34 protein-coding genes are annotated in these 18,234 nt (G+C 35.9%); 7 read left to right on the top strand and 27 right to left on the bottom strand.

Features of this window, described 5'->3' with window-relative positions; all coding sequences use genetic code 11:
- Nucleotides 1–4 precede the first annotated feature (4 nt).
- The 20 genes from AC4BC4_RS01015 to AC4BC4_RS00920 form a co-directional block, all read right to left on the bottom strand.
- Nucleotides 5–136, bottom strand: a complete 132-nt coding sequence (locus AC4BC4_RS01015) for a hypothetical protein (RefSeq protein WP_490476473.1) — start codon at nt 134–136, stop codon at nt 5–7.
- Nucleotides 126–362, bottom strand: a complete 237-nt coding sequence (locus AC4BC4_RS01010; protein ID WP_490476472.1) for a hypothetical protein — start codon at nt 360–362, stop codon at nt 126–128. The genes AC4BC4_RS01015 and AC4BC4_RS01010 overlap by 11 nt, the downstream gene beginning before the upstream one ends.
- Nucleotides 346–729: a hypothetical protein gene (locus AC4BC4_RS01005; RefSeq protein ID WP_490476471.1), complete on the bottom strand. Its 384-nt coding sequence runs from the start codon at nt 727–729 to the stop codon at nt 346–348. Before AC4BC4_RS01005 ends, AC4BC4_RS01010 begins: the two co-directional genes overlap by 17 nt.
- The gene (locus AC4BC4_RS01000; RefSeq protein WP_490476470.1) at nt 726–1,307 is read right to left on the bottom strand and encodes a hypothetical protein; all 582 of its coding nucleotides are present in this window, start codon (nt 1,305–1,307) and stop codon (nt 726–728) included. The genes AC4BC4_RS01005 and AC4BC4_RS01000 overlap by 4 nt, the downstream gene beginning before the upstream one ends.
- Nucleotides 1,304–1,549, bottom strand: coding sequence for a hypothetical protein (locus tag AC4BC4_RS00995; protein ID WP_490476469.1), 246 nt, complete (start codon nt 1,547–1,549; stop codon nt 1,304–1,306). Before AC4BC4_RS00995 ends, AC4BC4_RS01000 begins: the two co-directional genes overlap by 4 nt.
- Nucleotides 1,546–2,118: a DUF1642 domain-containing protein gene (locus tag AC4BC4_RS00990; protein ID WP_490476468.1), complete on the bottom strand. Its 573-nt coding sequence runs from the start codon at nt 2,116–2,118 to the stop codon at nt 1,546–1,548. Before AC4BC4_RS00990 ends, AC4BC4_RS00995 begins: the two co-directional genes overlap by 4 nt.
- The gene (locus AC4BC4_RS00985; RefSeq protein ID WP_490476467.1) at nt 2,108–2,452 is read right to left on the bottom strand and encodes a hypothetical protein; all 345 of its coding nucleotides are present in this window, start codon (nt 2,450–2,452) and stop codon (nt 2,108–2,110) included. Before AC4BC4_RS00985 ends, AC4BC4_RS00990 begins: the two co-directional genes overlap by 11 nt.
- Before the next feature lie 107 nt (nt 2,453–2,559).
- Nucleotides 2,560–2,862, bottom strand: coding sequence for a hypothetical protein (locus AC4BC4_RS00980; protein WP_490476466.1), 303 nt, complete (start codon nt 2,860–2,862; stop codon nt 2,560–2,562).
- Nucleotides 2,855–3,145: a hypothetical protein gene (locus AC4BC4_RS00975; RefSeq protein ID WP_490476465.1), complete on the bottom strand. Its 291-nt coding sequence runs from the start codon at nt 3,143–3,145 to the stop codon at nt 2,855–2,857. Before AC4BC4_RS00975 ends, AC4BC4_RS00980 begins: the two co-directional genes overlap by 8 nt.
- Nucleotides 3,135–3,467: a hypothetical protein gene (locus tag AC4BC4_RS00970; protein WP_490476464.1), complete on the bottom strand. Its 333-nt coding sequence runs from the start codon at nt 3,465–3,467 to the stop codon at nt 3,135–3,137. The genes AC4BC4_RS00975 and AC4BC4_RS00970 overlap by 11 nt, the downstream gene beginning before the upstream one ends.
- A 10-nt stretch (nt 3,468–3,477) precedes the next feature.
- A complete protein-coding gene (gene ssb, locus AC4BC4_RS00965; protein WP_490476463.1) occupies nt 3,478–4,011 on the bottom strand; it encodes a single-stranded DNA-binding protein in 534 nt (177 codons plus the stop codon).
- Nucleotides 4,008–4,370: a hypothetical protein gene (locus AC4BC4_RS00960; RefSeq protein WP_490476462.1), complete on the bottom strand. Its 363-nt coding sequence runs from the start codon at nt 4,368–4,370 to the stop codon at nt 4,008–4,010. The genes ssb and AC4BC4_RS00960 overlap by 4 nt, the downstream gene beginning before the upstream one ends.
- Nucleotides 4,371–4,778 carry a RusA family crossover junction endodeoxyribonuclease gene (locus AC4BC4_RS00955; protein WP_490476461.1) on the bottom strand — a complete coding sequence of 136 codons (408 nt, stop codon included), beginning with the start codon at nt 4,776–4,778 and terminating at the stop codon, nt 4,371–4,373. It lies immediately after the preceding gene.
- Entirely contained in the window at nt 4,775–5,644 is an 870-nt protein-coding gene (locus tag AC4BC4_RS00950; RefSeq protein WP_490476460.1) for a helix-turn-helix domain-containing protein, read from the bottom strand. The genes AC4BC4_RS00955 and AC4BC4_RS00950 overlap by 4 nt, the downstream gene beginning before the upstream one ends.
- A 3-nt stretch (nt 5,645–5,647) precedes the next feature.
- Entirely contained in the window at nt 5,648–6,334 is a 687-nt protein-coding gene (locus AC4BC4_RS00945) for a putative HNHc nuclease (protein ID WP_490476459.1), read from the bottom strand.
- Complete coding sequence (locus AC4BC4_RS00940) at nt 6,335–7,303, bottom strand: DUF1351 domain-containing protein (RefSeq protein WP_490477333.1); 969 nt, start codon at nt 7,301–7,303, stop codon at nt 6,335–6,337.
- Nucleotides 7,300–8,322 carry an exodeoxyribonuclease X C-terminal domain-containing protein gene (locus tag AC4BC4_RS00935; protein ID WP_490476458.1) on the bottom strand — a complete coding sequence of 341 codons (1,023 nt, stop codon included), beginning with the start codon at nt 8,320–8,322 and terminating at the stop codon, nt 7,300–7,302. Before AC4BC4_RS00935 ends, AC4BC4_RS00940 begins: the two co-directional genes overlap by 4 nt.
- An 86-nt stretch (nt 8,323–8,408) precedes the next feature.
- Nucleotides 8,409–9,152 carry a Rha family transcriptional regulator gene (locus AC4BC4_RS00930; RefSeq protein WP_490476457.1) on the bottom strand — a complete coding sequence of 248 codons (744 nt, stop codon included), beginning with the start codon at nt 9,150–9,152 and terminating at the stop codon, nt 8,409–8,411.
- A 2-nt stretch (nt 9,153–9,154) separates the two neighbouring features.
- The gene (locus AC4BC4_RS00925; RefSeq protein WP_490476456.1) at nt 9,155–9,394 is read right to left on the bottom strand and encodes a helix-turn-helix transcriptional regulator; all 240 of its coding nucleotides are present in this window, start codon (nt 9,392–9,394) and stop codon (nt 9,155–9,157) included.
- A gap of 12 nt (nt 9,395–9,406) precedes the next feature.
- Entirely contained in the window at nt 9,407–9,610 is a 204-nt protein-coding gene (locus tag AC4BC4_RS00920; RefSeq protein ID WP_490476455.1) for a hypothetical protein, read from the bottom strand.
- A 75-nt stretch (nt 9,611–9,685) separates the two neighbouring features.
- Here AC4BC4_RS00920 and AC4BC4_RS00915 point away from each other — a divergent pair, with 75 nt between their 5' ends.
- Nucleotides 9,686–10,027 carry a hypothetical protein gene (locus tag AC4BC4_RS00915; protein ID WP_490476454.1) on the top strand — a complete coding sequence of 114 codons (342 nt, stop codon included), beginning with the start codon at nt 9,686–9,688 and terminating at the stop codon, nt 10,025–10,027.
- A gap of 187 nt (nt 10,028–10,214) precedes the next feature.
- The gene (locus AC4BC4_RS00910) at nt 10,215–10,559 is read left to right on the top strand and encodes a hypothetical protein (protein WP_490476453.1); all 345 of its coding nucleotides are present in this window, start codon (nt 10,215–10,217) and stop codon (nt 10,557–10,559) included.
- Here AC4BC4_RS00910 and AC4BC4_RS00905 read toward each other — a convergent pair.
- Genes AC4BC4_RS00905 through AC4BC4_RS00885 form a run of 5 tightly spaced genes read right to left on the bottom strand, consistent with a single transcriptional unit; the run spans nt 10,556 to nt 12,151 of the window.
- On the bottom strand, nt 10,556–10,735 hold the full coding sequence (locus AC4BC4_RS00905; RefSeq protein ID WP_490476452.1) for a hypothetical protein: 180 nt from the start codon (nt 10,733–10,735) through the stop codon (nt 10,556–10,558). The two genes, AC4BC4_RS00910 and AC4BC4_RS00905, sit on opposite strands and share 4 nt — an antisense overlap.
- A 52-nt stretch (nt 10,736–10,787) precedes the next feature.
- Nucleotides 10,788–10,964 carry a hypothetical protein gene (locus AC4BC4_RS00900; RefSeq protein ID WP_490476451.1) on the bottom strand — a complete coding sequence of 59 codons (177 nt, stop codon included), beginning with the start codon at nt 10,962–10,964 and terminating at the stop codon, nt 10,788–10,790.
- Between the two features lie 22 nt (nt 10,965–10,986).
- Entirely contained in the window at nt 10,987–11,280 is a 294-nt protein-coding gene (locus tag AC4BC4_RS00895; protein WP_490476450.1) for a hypothetical protein, read from the bottom strand.
- Between the two features lie 14 nt (nt 11,281–11,294).
- Nucleotides 11,295–11,918, bottom strand: a complete 624-nt coding sequence (locus AC4BC4_RS00890) for a BRO-N domain-containing protein (protein WP_490476449.1) — start codon at nt 11,916–11,918, stop codon at nt 11,295–11,297.
- Between the two features lie 14 nt (nt 11,919–11,932).
- Nucleotides 11,933–12,151 carry a helix-turn-helix transcriptional regulator gene (locus tag AC4BC4_RS00885; RefSeq protein ID WP_490476448.1) on the bottom strand — a complete coding sequence of 73 codons (219 nt, stop codon included), beginning with the start codon at nt 12,149–12,151 and terminating at the stop codon, nt 11,933–11,935.
- A gap of 141 nt (nt 12,152–12,292) precedes the next feature.
- Here AC4BC4_RS00885 and AC4BC4_RS00880 point away from each other — a divergent pair, with 141 nt between their 5' ends.
- From AC4BC4_RS00880 to AC4BC4_RS00860, 5 genes are all read left to right on the top strand, one after another.
- Entirely contained in the window at nt 12,293–12,805 is a 513-nt protein-coding gene (locus AC4BC4_RS00880; protein WP_490476447.1) for a helix-turn-helix domain-containing protein, read from the top strand.
- A 12-nt stretch (nt 12,806–12,817) separates the two neighbouring features.
- Nucleotides 12,818–13,306 carry an ImmA/IrrE family metallo-endopeptidase gene (locus tag AC4BC4_RS00875; RefSeq protein WP_490476446.1) on the top strand — a complete coding sequence of 163 codons (489 nt, stop codon included), beginning with the start codon at nt 12,818–12,820 and terminating at the stop codon, nt 13,304–13,306.
- Between the two features lie 14 nt (nt 13,307–13,320).
- The gene (locus tag AC4BC4_RS00870; protein ID WP_490476445.1) at nt 13,321–13,569 is read left to right on the top strand and encodes a hypothetical protein; all 249 of its coding nucleotides are present in this window, start codon (nt 13,321–13,323) and stop codon (nt 13,567–13,569) included.
- Nucleotides 13,566–13,721: a hypothetical protein gene (locus tag AC4BC4_RS00865; RefSeq protein WP_490476444.1), complete on the top strand. Its 156-nt coding sequence runs from the start codon at nt 13,566–13,568 to the stop codon at nt 13,719–13,721. Before AC4BC4_RS00870 ends, AC4BC4_RS00865 begins: the two co-directional genes overlap by 4 nt.
- Before the next feature lie 114 nt (nt 13,722–13,835).
- Nucleotides 13,836–14,975: a site-specific integrase gene (locus AC4BC4_RS00860; RefSeq protein WP_490476443.1), complete on the top strand. Its 1,140-nt coding sequence runs from the start codon at nt 13,836–13,838 to the stop codon at nt 14,973–14,975.
- A gap of 330 nt (nt 14,976–15,305) precedes the next feature.
- Here AC4BC4_RS00860 and pknB read toward each other — a convergent pair whose 3' ends face one another.
- The gene (pknB, locus tag AC4BC4_RS00855; RefSeq protein ID WP_490476442.1) at nt 15,306–17,483 is read right to left on the bottom strand and encodes a Stk1 family PASTA domain-containing Ser/Thr kinase; all 2,178 of its coding nucleotides are present in this window, start codon (nt 17,481–17,483) and stop codon (nt 15,306–15,308) included.
- The gene (locus AC4BC4_RS00850) at nt 17,480–18,229 is read right to left on the bottom strand and encodes a Stp1/IreP family PP2C-type Ser/Thr phosphatase (RefSeq protein WP_438757616.1); all 750 of its coding nucleotides are present in this window, start codon (nt 18,227–18,229) and stop codon (nt 17,480–17,482) included. The genes pknB and AC4BC4_RS00850 overlap by 4 nt, the downstream gene beginning before the upstream one ends.
- Nucleotides 18,230–18,234: the final 5 nt, after the last annotated feature.

Genomic DNA, 18,234 nt, shown 5'->3' with positions numbered 1-18,234 from the left:
TGTATTATTTAAATAGTTTCCCGAACGCCCGCTGTCTGCTCATGGTGCCGTTGCGTTTGTCGCCTTTTGGTTTATCTTTTTGCCAACGCGTTGATAAGTTAATCATCACTTTTGGGTACATCCAATCAGGTATCATCGTCTACCTCCTGCATTTCTAATTGTTCTAAAGCCCATACAGTAAACACATTGATAACTAGCATATATTCTTTATCCTCTAAATCAGCGCCTTCTTCCCCTTTAAGCCAATCTTCCAACGCAAACGTAAAAGGGTATTCTTGATCTTTTCTGTGATGTTCAAAACGTTTCTTCAAAAAATTCAGATGATACAATTGAGGTTCGTCTAATTCAACTCTGATTTCCATTTGCTACCTCCTGCAGTTCTTCGGCTGATACAGCTTTAAGAAAACTATCTTCACTGATTTTGCGTTTCGCATCTTCTTCATCAGTAGCAAAAACTTCCGCTTGCCTTTTCTCGCCAATTACATCAATAAAAGTAACAGTATATTTTTTCTCTTTTTTGTACTCGCCATCTTCCAAGACCATTGCAGCCCATGTCTTGTCGTCTTCTTCAAATTCTCCTAAAAATCCGTCTTCGTAATCTCCTGGTATATAAGCACAATACTTTACAGGCATAATTTCAATACATTTTTCGTGGTATATTTTTTCATTGATTTCCAACACATCATCAAATTCGCAAAATACTTCTTCGCAGATTGGACATTTTTTCATTCTGAATTCCCTCCATTTTGCAGTTCTTCGGCTGTTTGGATGAGGGTAACGGTAGGGCCTCCCAGCAATGATATACTGTAAGAATCCCCTAAGTCTGTCATTCCACTGATAGCCCCACCTCTTAAAGACTCAATTTTAATTGTCTTATCTGTCCAAGATAAGGAAATCTTATCCCCCACACGAAACTCATCCAACTTACGCCCTTTACTTGCAAAGTGTTCAGCACGTTTGAACGTTGCTATCTGTTCGGCGGTGGCTGGTTCTGGTGTAGGAATCCATAACGACCAGTGTTCATTTACGACAAAATCACCTGTTTGCTTATTAAGATAGTCAACGTTAAGTGAATTAGCATTTACCTTCCTAATTTTATAAATAAATACATCATCTGTGTAATACTCCCCGACCGCAAACGTTGGTTGGTGGTCAGATTTCATTAAGTTCAACATTTTTTGTGTCATTTTTAAGAGGTCACCTTCCGCGCTATTTGGAAAATTAAAAGTACCGTCTGTTTGATAATAGAAATAGGTAAATCTATCTGCCAATTCTTTCTGGTACCACTCTACTGTTTTCTCTGTCATTGTGAGTCCTCCTGTTCTTGGTAGTCTAACGAATCAGTCTCCCACTCATGAATATCAGATATAGACAAGTCACTATCTTCTAAAATTTTTGCACCTAATTTAGATAACTCATAAGCTACATCATCACAATTTTGGGTATTGGCCTCCACTTCATCTAATAAATTCTCAATATCCCCTGTGTAATCAATTTCAATAAATCTGGTTGATTTTAATGTTTCATTAACTTGTATTCTGTATTTCATTCCGCTTCCTCCTCTACTGGATGTCTAAATACCCAATATTTTTCATTAATTGCTTTAATTTCTTTTTCTGTAAAGTGATGTTTTAACTCAATTCCTTGTTGCTCGATTTCTTCCAATGTTTCAATCCAAATAAAGTCAGTTCCATCAGAAAACTTAGCATTACTTTTTACTAAAAATCTATCATAGCCAAACGCCACATAATACAATTGCTCTTTCTTCACTGTGTAGCCGTTAGCTAGTGCTTTGATAAATACTTTTTCATTTTTTCTAAACCATATTGAAAATTCATCGTTAGGTATCGCTGTTGAATAAGATTCCGCACAACATATAATTTCTACTTTGCTAGCTCCCATAGTTAGCCCTTCCTTTATATGATCATCAGCTACTTGTGGCACCACAACCTTGTCCTGTTGGGCTGGTAGTGATGATTTGAGTTGTTTCTTAATTTCACTTATGAAATAGAGCAAACTTGATTTATCCGCCCAAACTCTGTCACGTTTCACTCCACATCCCCATGTGCCAACCGGACTCAAATTTTTAACATATTCCTCTAATTCCTCAATCCCCATGCGTTGTGTCCTCCTTATTACTCATGTATTCATTTACACTATCAACTGTCTCTTTTATGTGATCTGTGCCGTAACGTTTTACGAATATATCTTCGATTTTAACTGGATTTCTAAAAAAATCATTTGCAACTTTTCTGGCTTCCGTATCGTTTTCGAAAGTAGTGTCATATATATCATTTTTATCTAAATTAGGTTCAAATCCGCCAGTGGCATCCACGTACACATAAGCAACGATAACTCTTTTCCTACTTCTTCCATGCAGTTTAATACTATATCGCATACCGTTGTACTCTACATAGGCGTAAATTGAGTGAGGAATTTTCTTTTTTCTCATCTACTTCAACCTCCTACAATTTCTGTAAATAAACCTGCCAGTGCCAAAACCATTCTTGTTATAAACTGGTAGCCATATGTGATAGCATTTCATCTACTCCACCTCGTTTATTCATTCGGTTCACCAACTTCTTCCCAAGAATCAAACACAGCTTGTATATAATCAATCAACACTCTTTTATGACTTCCAAATACAATCCATGAATCATATAACGCTTGATCCGTTGGCTGCTTCACATAAAACTCACTATCTGATTTTTCCTCGTCCAGTCTATCGTTTGCTTGTTCGATGATAATTTCTGCTATAGCTTCGGCAGAATGATAGCCGTCCGCTAATTCAGGTAGTGCGTATTCGCTTATCCATTCTCCTACTGATTCTGGACAAGCTTGTACAAATTTATTTTTATTCATTCGGTTCAGCCCTTTCAATCCCATACTTATCTAAGACAGCATCAACACCAATTTCATTTATTTCTTTAATTAGCCCGTCTAGTTTCAAATTCTCGCAATGAGATTTATATACTTTTTCAGCTTCCTCACTAAGTTGTATTACTTCCTCGTAGCTCAACTGATTTAATTTGTCTGTATAATCTGGTGACATTTCTAGCTCAAGAACTTCATTGACCTTTAAAATATAGTTAATGTGATCCTTTCTAACGCTCTCAATTGTCTTCACGTGAGTTTTAACAGTCATCCGGTTCACCGTCCTTCAAGTATTTGTATTTTCTCCCCTGCTTGTCATATTTGTTTCGCTTGGCATAATGGGTGATTCTATCTCGTGATAGTCCCATAGCATGTGCTGTATCTTTAATCGACTGGAAAAGTTCAACAGTTCCGTCAGGGTAATAAACTTCAACTTTGGTGCGTTTTCCGCTTTTAGACTTTCTAGGCATTTCTATCTGCCTGCCGATCTCTTCCGCTTTTTTCTGAGCTTCTTTATCACCTAGCTCAGCACGTACCAGATAATAGCTTAGTAGTTTACTTCTCATTTTCCTTTCGGTCATTTTCTTATTCATGTTTATCCCCCTAGAATGGCAAATCATCATCTGAAATGTCTATCGTTGCTCCTGTACCACCAAACGGATCATTCTTATAATTCAAATCTGGCATTTCATTTTGGCTATTATCTTGCGGTTTAAACGCGTTGTTTTGGTTCGATGAATAATCACCCTCGGAATGGTTTGAAACGTCTGTATTTTGATTCTGTGACCCCTGAACGTTATTCCTATCTTCATTCGCTTGTCTTGATTCCAATAATTGGAAATTCTCGCAGACTACTTCAGTTACATAAACACGCTGACCTTGTTGATTCTCGTAGTTTCTCGTTTGAATGCGACCTGTTACGCCTAACAACGCACCCTTACGCGCATAGTTAGCCATTGTTTCAGCAGGTTTGCGCCAAATCACACATTGGATAAAGTCTGCTTCTCGGTTTCCATCTGCATTCGTAAAGTTGCGGTTAACCGCTAGGGTAAAGGTTGCCACTGCTGAACCACTTGCGGTGTATCGTAAATCTGGATCTTTTGTTAATCTTCCAACTAGTACAACATTGTTGATCATTTAATCAATCCCTCCTCCTTCATAAACTCTTCTGGAGAATCGTATGCATCTGCATTGACTATTGTTACACCTTTTATATCATTTTCCGTAATTCCTAAATTTCCAAAGATACTTTCAAATTCTGTGGCTAGATTGAGAGCGATTCTCTCTTTTTTTGAGTCTCCAGCTAGTGCATCATCTAGAAATCCGATTACATCTTGTTCAATCCCAATTTCTTCAAGGTGATTTGCAACAAAGGAAATAAAAGCTATTTCTTTAGCTTGATCAAAGGATGTTTCTAGCTTTATAGTTTTAGTCGTTAGTTTGCCATTTTTCATTTTGTGTTTAATTGCTTTTATTTTCTTAGAAGATTGTCCCATCTATAATTCCTCCACTTCAATTTCTGTTCTTGGGTTTAAGCTGTATAACTTTTGCATCGTCACTATAGCTATCTGCCCGTCATTCTTGTATAAGACACCTTCTAAGGCATCTGTCACCGCTTTAAAATAATTATCAATATCAGGCTTTTTATCCACGTACAGCGTTTCGTTTGCCAACTCCTGAGCCATTTTCTTTTTGGTTACTAAATACTTAGGCGGATAGACAAAGAATGTGATCGATACTCCCACGGCTTCTGATTCGATTAGCTTAGGCTTACTAGCCATCACATGATATTTAATCGATCGTTTATATGCCGTCATAGCACTATCTTCGTATGCTCGTTTGCTAAAACTGTTAAACCTCGGCCTAGCCTGTGGTTTAGGTGCTACGGGTATTGTGATCATCATCGGACCTTACCGCCTTTGCTTAGGAACGCTTGTATTTCAGCATCCAGTTTAGCTTGTTCCTCTGGTGACAACTTTTCTTCTGGTATCGGATTAGTTACCGACTCTGGCATAGTCTCTTCTCTGATTGATTGGCGTTGGTACGTGCCTGTCGGCTTCGGGGGCGTTAAATCGTATTCATCATTGAATCGATCATCACGAATCCATCTAAACAATTCTTGCGGATGATACCACTCGTTAAGTTCGATGTATTTCAGGTAATCCGTATATCCTTTGTTAAACTGTTCTAAAGAATCCGCAGTCTTTATTTTTTTAACGAATTGTTCTTTCGCTTTTTTCTTGTTCGTTTTCTTTGGAAACTTTTGCCAAATTTCATCGAACGAATCAGACACGGTTGAACCCTGTTCAACACTATTCTTTTTATCTAATGTATTATTAACTGTATTATTAATAACTGTATTATTATCTGTGAAGTTTTCTTCACTAGGGGTGGTGAAATTTTCTTCACTACCCTCGTGTTGATTTTTTCCATAGGTGATGAAATTTTCTTCACTAGGTTCATAGAAATCTGTTTCAGTTGGAAACGGCAATATATAGATATGCCTGCGTTCTACTTGCTTGCTATTCGGCTTATAGAAAACACGGATATTAATGTATTTCTTTTTTTCAAGTTGCTTCATCCATGTAATGATTGTCCGCTTGCTAACTCCGTATAAATTCGCAAAATAAAGATTCGTAGCCCAGCAGTACCCTTTTTCATTGGCTAGCGCTGTTAGCTCTCCATACAATAGCTTTGCGTTACCGTTTAAATCATTGTCATACCTTACTATTGCAGGGATGATGGCAAAGTAACTTTTTTGATTTTGCAATCGTCACCCTCCTATCCTTAATTTCTTAATCGTTTCGTTATTTAACTTAATCCCTTTAACATGATATTTAGCTTTAAAAGCTGTTAAACCAATTGTGTGCTTTTCCATATGATGACCATGACATAAACCAGCAAAGGTATACTCTGCATGATCTACTTTTTTACGACTCCTACGACCTAACGCCTTGTCAAAGTGGTCAATCTCGGCTCCTGTTTTACCGCAGATACAGCACACTCTTTTCGTGATACATTTGTAAAAATAATACTCTTGGTTTGCTGGTAGAATCTCATAGCCTTTTTTAAACGGGATGTTATTTTCAAAGATGAAATCTAAAATAATATCAGCTAATAGATTTGCATCACTTACTGTAGATTTGGAATCATCAGCAAGGCTTATATTTCGTCCGCTAATGCCCTCGAATAGAAAGTAGAAGTATTCCTTTAAGTCTTCGGTAGATTGTCCATAATAGAGGAATATGTCCCCTATCAGAGCATAGATAAAATTACGCTGTTGGACTGTGAACCGTCGAGGGTCAATAAAGCGAACTTCGATGATCCTGTCACCTTCATAACCCTCGTACATAGTACGCAACCGATCGAAATTTACTTGCTCGTTGATCTCTGCTTTTATCTGATTATTTTTAAATAACTGGAGTACTGCAGAGTACGTGTCTAGCAAAGGTTTTAACACTTACATCACTTCCACTTGGATTCCTTCTGTTACGATAAATTTGTTTAATGCTGATAATTGTTCATGTGTTCCAGTCAATTTCAGCGTGACTGTTTGTCTGTTGTCTACTTCTTGCCTAGTAAGTTCTGGATCTTCTTGAATGATCTCGCCTGTTTCAACATCAATCGTTTTATCATCAACCGTTCGCTCGCGTAATTTTTTCATTTCTTGTTCGTATTCTTCTTTTGCTTTGCGGTCAGCTTCTTCTTGCGCAAAGCGTTGTTCCTCAGCGATTCTTTCACGCTCTTCACGAGCTTTTTTATCTTTGACCGCTTGATCAATTTGCTTCATAACCTCAGCTGACGTATGCCCTTTGTCGATCCAAGCAGACCAACCATCCGCATCTAGCCCAACTGCTTTGGCATAATTAAAGATAATTGCTTTGTCATCTTTAATACGTTGATTTTCTTTAGCAATCAGAGTCATCATTCCCGCGATTTCTTCCAGCACCTTTTTAGTCAGTTCACCTTTCGTGGTAAATGATCCTTTATTAAGCCACGTAGGTTTAATCTCTACTGCCGCAACATCTATTTCATAGTTCGGTGCCATTTCAGTCAATGTTTCAACGAGCTTTTCTTCTCTTAATTGCTTTTGTTTTTCTTCATATTCTGAAATACCCACGTTGATATCATCCGAAACTCCTTTGATTTGATCTCTTAATGCGTTGATCTTCATTTCAAAGGCTTTTAATGGTTCACTGTAACTTTTCTTCACTTCTTTTCGTTGATCGTCCAGCAGCTTAGAAATGCCGTTCAGTTTCGTTTTTGCTTCCTTAGCTTCTGGAATATTTTCATCTGTAAAAATTAAAGAGGAATAATGTTTGACTGTTGCAGCTACTAACGATTCGAGTTGTTTTTCATTTTGAATTGTGATTTCTGACGGTTTAAAATCTACGTTAAATTTGATATCTTTCGTTAATTCGTTCATCATTTTTGCCCCCATGCAATTGGTTTGTTGTCGTTTTGATTAGCGTTAATCTTGCGATCGTCAAAAAGTTCTGTTTGATCTTCGTGAATAGGCATATGCTTGTTTATGGCATTACCCAACGTTTTTATAAACTCATCTGCAGTATTTCGAGGGAATTTATCTAGTTCATTCGCTCCATATGCTAGTAACACCTCGTCAGGACTCTTCCCAACCGCTTGCCCTAATACATTCACAAGGTTCAGGATTTCATCTTCTTGTTCCTTTGTAATTAAATTCTCGTCAACTGCTTTTAGTTCTTTTTTATCAGTTGGATAAAGAACCATATGAGCCGCTTTTTTCATTGACTCTTGCTTGGCGTTTTTAACTAACCAATCTAAATAGCTCTCATCTTCTTTAACAATTTCACCTAACGTTCTGCCTTTGTGCTTCCCAAAAGTGACTACCATATTTACCGCATCCGCTTCGTTTAGATTTTCAGTTTGCTCTTGTTGTGCAAAATCTTTTAAGTCTTCTATATCTTGTGTAAATACGTTTGATAAAGAGCCTACAGTCAAAGTAGCATCTACTTGCGCTCTTTTTTTAGCCATCTTCAAAACAGTGTTTGCTAGAGTAAATGGGTCTTGATACTTACCGTTCCAAACTTTCTTTTTATTTTCGTTATCCCATTCTTTAAGCTGATAACGATTCTCTTTGGTGTTGGCACTCCCGAATCCTTCGGTGATTAACTGACCATTCTTAATCAGCGAAGATTTAACAGTGTAAGCAAAGAAACCCTTGTCATAATCTTCCACCTTTTCAACGATCTCATAATTACTTTCTAGTCCCATAAGCATGATGATTTTTTCAGCTCCAGGCTTTAAAAGTGTAGGTTTGTTAGTTCCTGGTATAACTCCAAAGTCTTGATCTTTTTTCAGCGTTTGATTTACGATCGATTGGAAATTTTCAATCGCTTGGATTTGTTGTCTAACACTATCTATATTTGCATCCTCTATTAAGTTAATTCCTGCTGATATTTCGTTCATTGTCAAAATCCACCTTTCCGTGGTATACTTTTAATGAGTTTATTTACGTTACTGACTGACAGGACTGCAATCCTATCGGTCTTTTTTTATGCACTTTCATCTACTTCTAAATCAATTTGCGGATAATATCCCGAACCCTTCAAATAGTTGTATAAAAAGATTCTCCCTTTTTGTGTCCATTTGGTATTCATTACAACTTTCATACGGCCATCAGCTTTTTGAAATTCATTTGTATGTGATTTTGTGTAACCTTTTCTCATGTGCCTTTTGTATAAAATCCACTGACCGCCTACTTTATGTTGAACGCCTAATTTGTGTAAAACTTTGTTCATTTCTCGTGCGCTCATTCCGTAATCAGCAGCAATCTGCGTGATTGTGACTGTATCTTTAGATGACAGAATAATATCTAAGTAGTTCAACTTAGGTTGTACTTCTAACAGTTGTTGCTCTAATACTTGATTTTTTTCTGCTAAGTCTGCCGATAGCCTCAAGGCTTCCGGTAGGGTTGTAGGAATGTTGAACGTCTGCCCGCTGATCAAATGTTGTTCCATCTGATTAAAACGTTCTATATATGCTACTGCGAATTGAGTTCCTTTAGCTCCGTTCATTCGCGTTCCATATAATTCACAACCTATTTTAGTTAGTTCGTAACAAGGTAACTCTTTGTTTTGAGTATTTATATATGTTGATGCGATGAAATAGGACTCGTGATTTTTCACGCCACCGATTTGTTTTATAATATTTCTAATATCTTTCAAAACATTGTCGTGTGTTCGACCTACCATGACGGCAACTTCTCGGCTATCTAATGTTTGTTCTAATACTTCCATGATTATTCCCCTTTCTTAAAAGTAAATACTTGTTCGATCGGAACTTCAAAAACGTCCGCAATATCATGAGCCAGTAGCAATGATGGATTGTACCTGTTTCTTTCTAGCTGTATGATCGTTTGTCTAGATTTACCCACCTTGTCAGCTAACTGCTGTTGTGTCATGCGATGCATTGCTCTGTATACGTGAATAGAACTCTCGAATCTTGATTCTTTATTTGTTTCTTTGATTTCATCTGACATTTTAAATTCCTCCTAATTCTCCTTGTATTTTCTTAAAGCGTTCTCTGCAATCCAAACATTGAATGAAAAATACTCTGCTACTAGACTATAGGTCATCAATAGCAATGAATAAGCTAGACAAATTTTGCTGTTGGCTTCCAACGCTACAAGCAAAATCATGCCGATTGCATAGACGGTATACGTCACCTTATTAAGGTTTTTACATACTAGTTTCATTTCGGTTACTCCTTTCATATTGTTAAAAATTGTTATGATTGATATAATTAGTTAAAAATCTATTGAGGTGTTAATGTGGATAATGAACTTATGCAAATCGATATAAAAATTTTGAAATCATTTTATTTTAAAAGTGTAGATTTATCGAAACAAAACTACTCTGCTGAACTGATAGCCAGAGATACTAAGCTATCTTTGCAGATTGTAAAGTCCAGAATTGAAGTGTTACTCGAAAAAAATATGATAAAACAAGATCCTTTTAGCGAGACTACGACATACTTTAGATTGACAGATTATGGAGATTCTTTTCTTTCAAATGAAAAAGAACTTTTTAAGAAGAAAATTCTATGGTCAGTTGTTATTCCGTTAGTTGTCGCTGTATTAGGTACAGTTTTAACTAATTTAGTTTTGCCTTAGCATCATCGTAATTAAAATTGATATTATTAATGGCAAAACAATACAACATATGATTTTCATCTTGATATTTTCGTTTTTCAATCTCCTGCAGCTCCTTTCTAATTTATATTGTTAGAAATCATTCACCTTGGTATACTTTATATATCAGCAAGTGGTCAGCTGAAATAAACTAAGTGAGGTGAATACCTTGGATAACCTAACTAATGATGCAAAATTTTTGATGTCATCGTTATACGAACGCTATCTCTTTAGAAGGAAACAAGGAGCTAGCAAATCTGACGCTACTTTTTTTGACGATATAGAATCAATTCACGAAAACATTATGAGCGAATGGTCTTATGACGATACTGAATTTACATGTTTTGAATTAAAAAAACATAACTTTTTAGTTGGTCAAGAATACGACAATGGGATTTTTGAAATATACCTAACAACTGAAGCAATCGCTTTGCTAGAGATTACATTTATGGATAAGGTAGACTCAGTATTGGAATATGCTGCTAAAGTAAAAAGCGCTATTCCGTTTATCTAATTCAGTCCGAATGGATTGCTTTTCAGTGATTCTATTTTTTCTTCTAACTGATTTACTGATTCTATGATTTGTTTTCTTGACTCTGCACTTGCCTTTGAATCTTCCGCTAAAGATTGAAGGCTTTTTACGATGTTTTCGATTGATTTCATGAATTGTTCGAATTGTTGGTCAGTCATTATTATCCCTCCTTAAGCGAATCAAATTTACTCACTATAATTAGTAATTTAGCTATGATTTTGTCGATTGATCTTTTGGAAGCCTATCACGAATGGCTATATGAATTCCCTGAGCAATAGCCTTTCTATCAATTAATACATTTGTACTTTCTTTCTGCTCCTGACTACTCGCAATAGTTTGGAGCAGTTTTGTTATGTCCTCTGGACTACCTTTAATAGTAATTTCCATACTTCTAACCTCCTTGGTTGGTTTACTGGACTTCTTTATCCCCTGAATACAGAGCCATAAATCTATCTAATTCAGTTGCCTTGTAATACACGTTTCCACCCTCGATAGGTTCACAACGTTTTAAACCCAAATCTTCGTACTTTTTCAACGTATCTAATGAAATGTCATCGTAGTACTTTGGTACATTCTTCTGTTTAATAAAAGCGGGCTTGGCCATTCGCTGTTCTGCCAATTCTATAAAACGATCAAAGTATTTTTCCAAAGTCTTTAGAATCAAGCTTTCAAACCAGCTACTGAACATGTTATTTTCGTTCATTCGTTTAAACCTCCTTATGCTGGTTGCCTTTGCTCAGTCAATCGACTATAAATTTCATCACTGACAGATAATTTCAAACCATATTTTTCTTTAACCCCCATTAATTCGACTGTATCATCTAAAATGTTTTGTCTATCTACCAGCATTTCTGGCGACATTTCGTTTTTCTTAATCATCTTGGGAAATCCGTACATAATGGATATAGCTTTGTTAGATACTGTGTTAGCTTTGATAAAATTTACTCGCACTGGCTTCTTTAGTGACTTTTTTAAATTTTGCATTGCTTGTTTTTGATGCTCTTTGTCTAACATTCGGAAAATTTCAAAACCTTCTAGTCCGTTTGATTGACGTAATTCTTTGATTACATCGAATACCCAATCTTGAAATTGTTCAGCTTCTTTTTTATTCGATCTCATTATCAATCGATACATACCTTTTTCGTTAAGAACAATCATTTCTTGATACCCTCCAAGGGTAGGTATTTTGTACGCCCCCTTATATTTGGAATCCATTTTTCTCACAGCGTCTTTATTGCTAAGTATCCCTAAAGCCGATGTTACATCTTTAGCGACTGCCCACCACTCCCCATTAATAGAAACAAATCTGATTTCGTGACCGTTCCACATTTCTATTTTCATTTCGATACTCCTTTCTAAGCACTTTGTTTGCTATTCGCATACTCGCTAGGTAAAAAAATTTCGCTTATGCCTAACCCGTAATGTTCGGCGATTAAAAACATCTCGTCACTTTTAAATTGGTTCTTACCATTTTCTTTTAATCGATAACCTTCAGTACTTATGTCTAATAAATTTGCAAGTTCTTCTTGCGTTTCTTTGAATTCTCTTCTTTTTTTAATGAGATTCCATTGCATAAATATTACACCTCCCTTACTTAATAAAATCATTGTACACGATAAGCATACATATAGTCAATACAAAAGTTTGCTTTTCGTGTATTTTTTAATTGTAAACCAATTTATATTGGTATATAATGATTTCAAAGGAGCGATATTATGAATGAAATTAACTTATCAAAATATATTGGCGCAAAAATAAGATACTATAGAAACGAACTAGGTTTAACCCAAGACGATTTAGCTAAAAAATTAAATACAACTAAAGCAACTATTTCAAACTATGAAACTGGATATAGAAGCCCGAAACAAGATAATCTATTCGACTTAGCTAAAGTTCTTCAAGTTTCAATTGACGATTTATTCCCTGAAACAAACACTAAGAAAAAGAATGAGTCAAAAATTGAAACAATATATGCTAAATTAAATCCCGAGCTTCAAAAACTTCTATTAAGAGAGGCAGAATCGCATTTACAACAACAACTTGAAAATCAGAATACTCCTAAAGTTGTTCCATTGGATGACAAAAAAGAAAAACGTAAGCATATGACTTTAGCCGCACATGATCCTGAACCTGATAGAGAAATCACTGAAGAAGAGATAGATAAAATTCATGATTATTTAGATGAACTAGACGCTGAATATGATAGAAAAAATAATATCGATAAATAGTAGGTGATTTTCTTGAATGATTATGAATTACTGTTAGATAAGGTTCAAAACGAGCTACCTGTAATAGAAGGAAGCTTATTAGAAAAAACTGGTAGACAAGGTTTATATAGGAGCGGAAGAATATATATTGAAAAAACTCTTCCGCCAACTAAGAAAAGAGAGGTATTAGCAGAGGAATATGGACATTATAAAACTTCTGTCGGTAATATTCTGGATCAGAAAAAATATATTAATAGAAAACAAGAGCTACAAGCTCGAACTGTTTCATATGAAAATATAGTTTCATTGGAAAAACTTATAGAATGTTCTGAAGCTAATTTGTCTAACCATTATGAATGTGCTGAATTTTTGAACATATCTATAGAAACTTTGAAAAATGCACTTGCATACTATCAACAAAAATATGGATATACTTATCTTTATAAAGGACGTATATTTGAATTTAGAGATTCATCTGTAATGATTTTAAATACAGGACTACTACTAGAAAAATATAATTAAGAGGAGGCTTTTAAATGAAAAAAGAAGAAAAAAAGTTTTGGGGATACATAATCGGCTGTGTTACAAGTATTTTTCTAATGATAATGGTTGTTTCCGCAATACAATTGAATGTGTCTAGAACAACTACGGTAGCTATATTTTATTTATTCACATTATTGACAATTATTTTATTGATTTTAGCTTTAGTTACGTATTATAAAAATCCGAACATGTTTAAAGAAAGAGACACTACTCGAATAAAAGTACAAACATTGAGTTTATGAGCCATAACAAGAAAGCTTTCTCAGTCGGAAAAGCTGCAGCAGGAGCTGCACTTACTGGTGGAGTCGGTGCATTAGCAGGGTTTGCCGGGAAAAAAGGCAATAATCAATGGTTCTGCAAAAATTGCAATCAAGTATTTGAAACTAAAAAATAAAGATCAGCCTTCGGGCTTTTCTTTCCAGCTAAAAACAAAACGTACATTCACTAACGAAGTTGGTTTACTAAATTTCATTTTGTAACGCTAGGCAAAAATGGAAGGAAGATTTATATGGCAACATTTAAACAATATACAAAAAAAGATGGTACAAAAAAATGGCTGTTTAAAACATATTTCGGGTTGGACACAGTAACGGGAAGACAACTAACAACAACAAGAAGAGGGTTTAATACAAAAAAAGAAGCTGTTTCAGCAGAAAGAAAATTACAGCTTGAAGTTATGCACAATGGTTTTAACCAAAAAAAAGTTACTTATTTTAAAGAGCTTTACGAACTTTGGTTGGTACAGTATAGATTGCGAGCTAAAATATCTAGTGTTACAAGAATTCTCTACTATGCTAATAACCAAATATTGCCTGTTTTTGGAAAGTTAAAACTCGAAAAAATTTCCGTATCCTTTTGCCAACAAGCAGTTAATAAATGGCATGCTGAATATAAAACGTATGCTATTATACGTGGCGTAACCAACCAAATATTAGATTATGGTGTATCTCTTGAGCTAATAGATTCTAATCCAATGCTAAAAACAAGTTTGCCAAGAAAGTTTGAAGTAGATAAAAAAATGAATTTTTATTCCAAAGAAGAATTGACAGCATTCTTATCTCACGCAGAAAAAGAATCTCCATTTAAGGTTTATGTATTTTTTAGGTTATTGGCATATACAGGAATGAGAAAAAGTGAAGCGCTAGCTTTGCGTTGGAGTGATATTGATTGGGCAGATAAATTATTTACAATTGGAAAGACAGTCGCACTTGATGAAAAAGGAAAAGTTATACTACAAACACCGAAAACTAGCTCCTCTAGTCGCACAATTAATTTAGATGATAAAACTATCGCTATTTTAAAAGAGTGGCGTAAAAAGCAAAAGAAAGAGTATTTAATTAAAGGCTACAATACCACTGATATCGAACAGTATATTTTCTCGAACGAATCAAATGGGCTTCTTACACCTCAAGTATCTACAGGTTGGCTAAATGCAATCTATAGAAACTTAGAAATAAAAAAAATAAGTACGCACGGATTCAGGCATACTCATTGTAGTCTATTATTCGAAAGTGGTGTATCTGTGAAAGAAGTTCAAGAACGCTTAGGTCATAAAGATATTAAGACCACCATGAACATCTATACTCACGTCACAGAAGCTTCTATCAAAAAAACAGGTGATCTATTCGCGAAATATATGGAGCTGTAATTTTTTCAAGGTCACTTTCAAGGTCAGACTTATTCCTATACTAGTCGAAACTCTTAAAAATAGCGGTTTATAGGCTATCTATCAAACTCTATTTCTGATTTGACCTTTCAGAAATGCCACCTCCTCGTTTCTATTGGTTCTATTTTACCATAGGTTTGATAAAAGCTAAACGCTTGGCTTAGGAAAGTCGTCTCTTCAAAAAAAGGCTAAGGTATAACTATACAAGTTATACCTTAACCTTAAGAAATCCGAATAAACGGTGGGAGCAGAAGCAACTCCCTCTTGTTTCTCGGAGTTAAACACTTTTGTCCCAACCTCTTATCCTATTTATTAATTATTTTCATTACCTGTCGAATCCGTTGCGCTTGAGAAATTAACGGTTACTGAAGTGCCTTTTCCAACACTGTCACCCACACTTGGCGATACACTCGTTACTTCTCCTTTTGACGCATCCCCAGATCCTTGTTTATATTTTAAGCCGCTGCTTTCTAATTGAGCCTTAGCTTCAGCTGAAGAAAGTCCTATTAGGTTAGGAATACTAACATTACTTGGTCCAGTACTCACTTTTAACGTAATTTTCCCATTTTTAAGATCGAACGTTGCACCAGCACCTGGATCCTGTGAAATAACAGTACCTTTAGCCAAGTCGCTAGCTTCATCGACCCTTGAGATTTGATTTTCTTTGATTCCTAAACTGATCAATGCATTTACTGCATTGTCATACGTATAATTTTCTGCATAACTACCTAAAACAACTGTATTTGATTCAGAGCTAGCCGTCGTTTTTTCTGGTCCAGAGCTTACCGTTAATGTGATCTTCCCTTTTTTAGGGTTAAACGGATTGCCTGCTGCTGGATTTTGGCCAATCACTACATCTTTAGCTACCGTATCACTTGGCTTATCGACACGAGAAATTTGGTTTTCTTTGATTCCATAGCTTAATAATTCAGCTACCGCACTCTCATAACTGTAGCCTAAGCTGGCATAATCAGCTAAATAAACATCGTCTGGTCCTTCACTAACAACTAAAGTGATTTCATCTGTTTTAGGATCAACTTCTGTACCTTCTTCTGGTGTTTGACTGATGACTTTATCTTCATCTACTTTAGAATCTGTTTCTTTCGTAATTTTGATTTGACTCTCTTTAAATCCTAGTTTACCCAATGCTGCAATAGCATCCTTATACTCTTCTCCAGAATAATCATCTAGTTTGATTTTTTTATTTCCAGAGCTTACATAAAGTTCGACTTCGCGATTTTTCTTCACCGTAGAACCAATCTCAGGATCAGTCTTGACCACATTTCCTTCTTTAACGTCATCACTTTGGACTTGTTTTACCTCAGATTTTACTTTCAACCCTGCATCTTCCAATGTCTTTCGCGCTTCTGATTCTGTCTTGTCTTCTACATTAGGAATTTTGACTTCACTGTTGCCTTGTCCAGCCAAAAAGAACACGCCACCGATGATCAAAGCTAATACTAAGAGAATAATAACGATGATCAATGGTTTCTTTCTTTTCTTCGCAATTTCTTGTGCCTCAATCTCTTCATGTTCATTTCGCTCTTCAGGCGGTGTTTCCATCGAATTAAAAGAAGACGGCATCGCCATATCATCTGTGATCGGGGTTAAAATTTTTGTTTCACCCATCAATCCTGTTGGTTGCCATTTAGGTTCGTTTAAACGATTTGCAGCTAATACCGTATATAGATCACGAGACATTTCTTCTGCCGTTTTATAACGATCAGCTGGATCTTTAGCCGTTGCATGTAAGACCACATTTTCCAACGATTGAGGAATATTAGGATCAAATGTTTTAACTGACGGCATCTCTTCTTGGAAGTGCTTCAATGCAATTGTAACAGCAGATTCACCGTCAAATGGTACATTCCCTGTCAGCATCTCATATAATATGATCCCAACTGCATAAACGTCAGATTGATTAGTCGCCATACTGCCACGTGCTTGTTCAGGAGATAGGTAGTGAACAGAACCCAACATCGTATTGGTTTGTGTAATCGATGTTTCCGTTAATGCAATTGCGATTCCGAAATCTGTAATTTTCACAACGCCGCTTTCATCCATCAAAATATTTTGCGGTTTTAAATCTCTATGAATGATTCTATGTTCATGCGCTAGTGAAACTGCTGATAAAATTTGTTCCATGATATCAACAGTTTTTGCATATGGAATTGGATATTGTGTCTGGATAAATCGTTTTAAATCCATCCCTTTTACATATTCCATGACTAAGTATTGCATGCCATCTTCTTCACCTACATCATAGACACTGACGATATTGGGATGAACCAACTCAGTAGCAGCTAAAGCTTCTCTTTGAAAACGACGGATAGCTGCTTGATCATTTTGAAAGTCAAAACGAAGCACTTTGACAGCTACGTCACGATCCAAAATCAAGTCATGCGCTAAAAACACGTTTGCCATGCCGCCACTACCGATATTGCCAATAATATGATATCGACCATTCAATTTTCTGCCGATTTCGATCATTGGTTTTCCTCCTTATATTCGTCAAAATGAATCACTAAAACCGTGATATTATCCAACCCGCCTGCTTCATTGGCTGTCGCAATCAGTGTTTCAACTTTTTCATTCAATGGTTTTTCCGAAAGTACGATGGTCAAAATATCCTCTTCTGAAACCATATTTGTCAGCCCGTCTGAACATAGCAAAATATAGTCATCAGGTACCCAAAGATGATTGGCAACATCAACTTCTACCATTCTAGGCATACCTAATGAACGTGTCAAAACATTTTTTCTCGGATGATTAGCTGCCATTTCGCGCGTAATTTCACCGGATTTTACTAATTCATTAACTAAAGAATGATCCTCTGTCAGTTGCCGTAATTGATTATTGCGAACTAAATAAGCCCGACTATCACCAATATTTGCCAATACAAATGACTGATCCAAAAGTACCGCACTAACAATTGTAGTTCCCATGCCTATATATTCAGGTCGTGACTGCCCTTTTTCATAAATCATTGTATTTTCGTCCTGAATTTCTTTGATCAACCACTGTGCCGCTTTTTCTGATGTATCGATAAGACTTTCTTGCCATCGCTCGCCAAGGTTATTGACTGCCATTTGGCTCGCTACATCTCCTGCTTGATGACCACCCATCCCATCAGCTAAAATAGCTAAAGAAACTCCTGACTGATTCTCAAATAAACCAGCATAATCCTGATTGGTATTACGTTTTCGTCCGACATCTGTTTGAAAATTGATTTCCACTATGC

This window comes from Enterococcus sp. AMC1086 (assembly GCF_058216575.1).
This window is presented reverse-complemented; position numbering and strand designations above follow the sequence as displayed.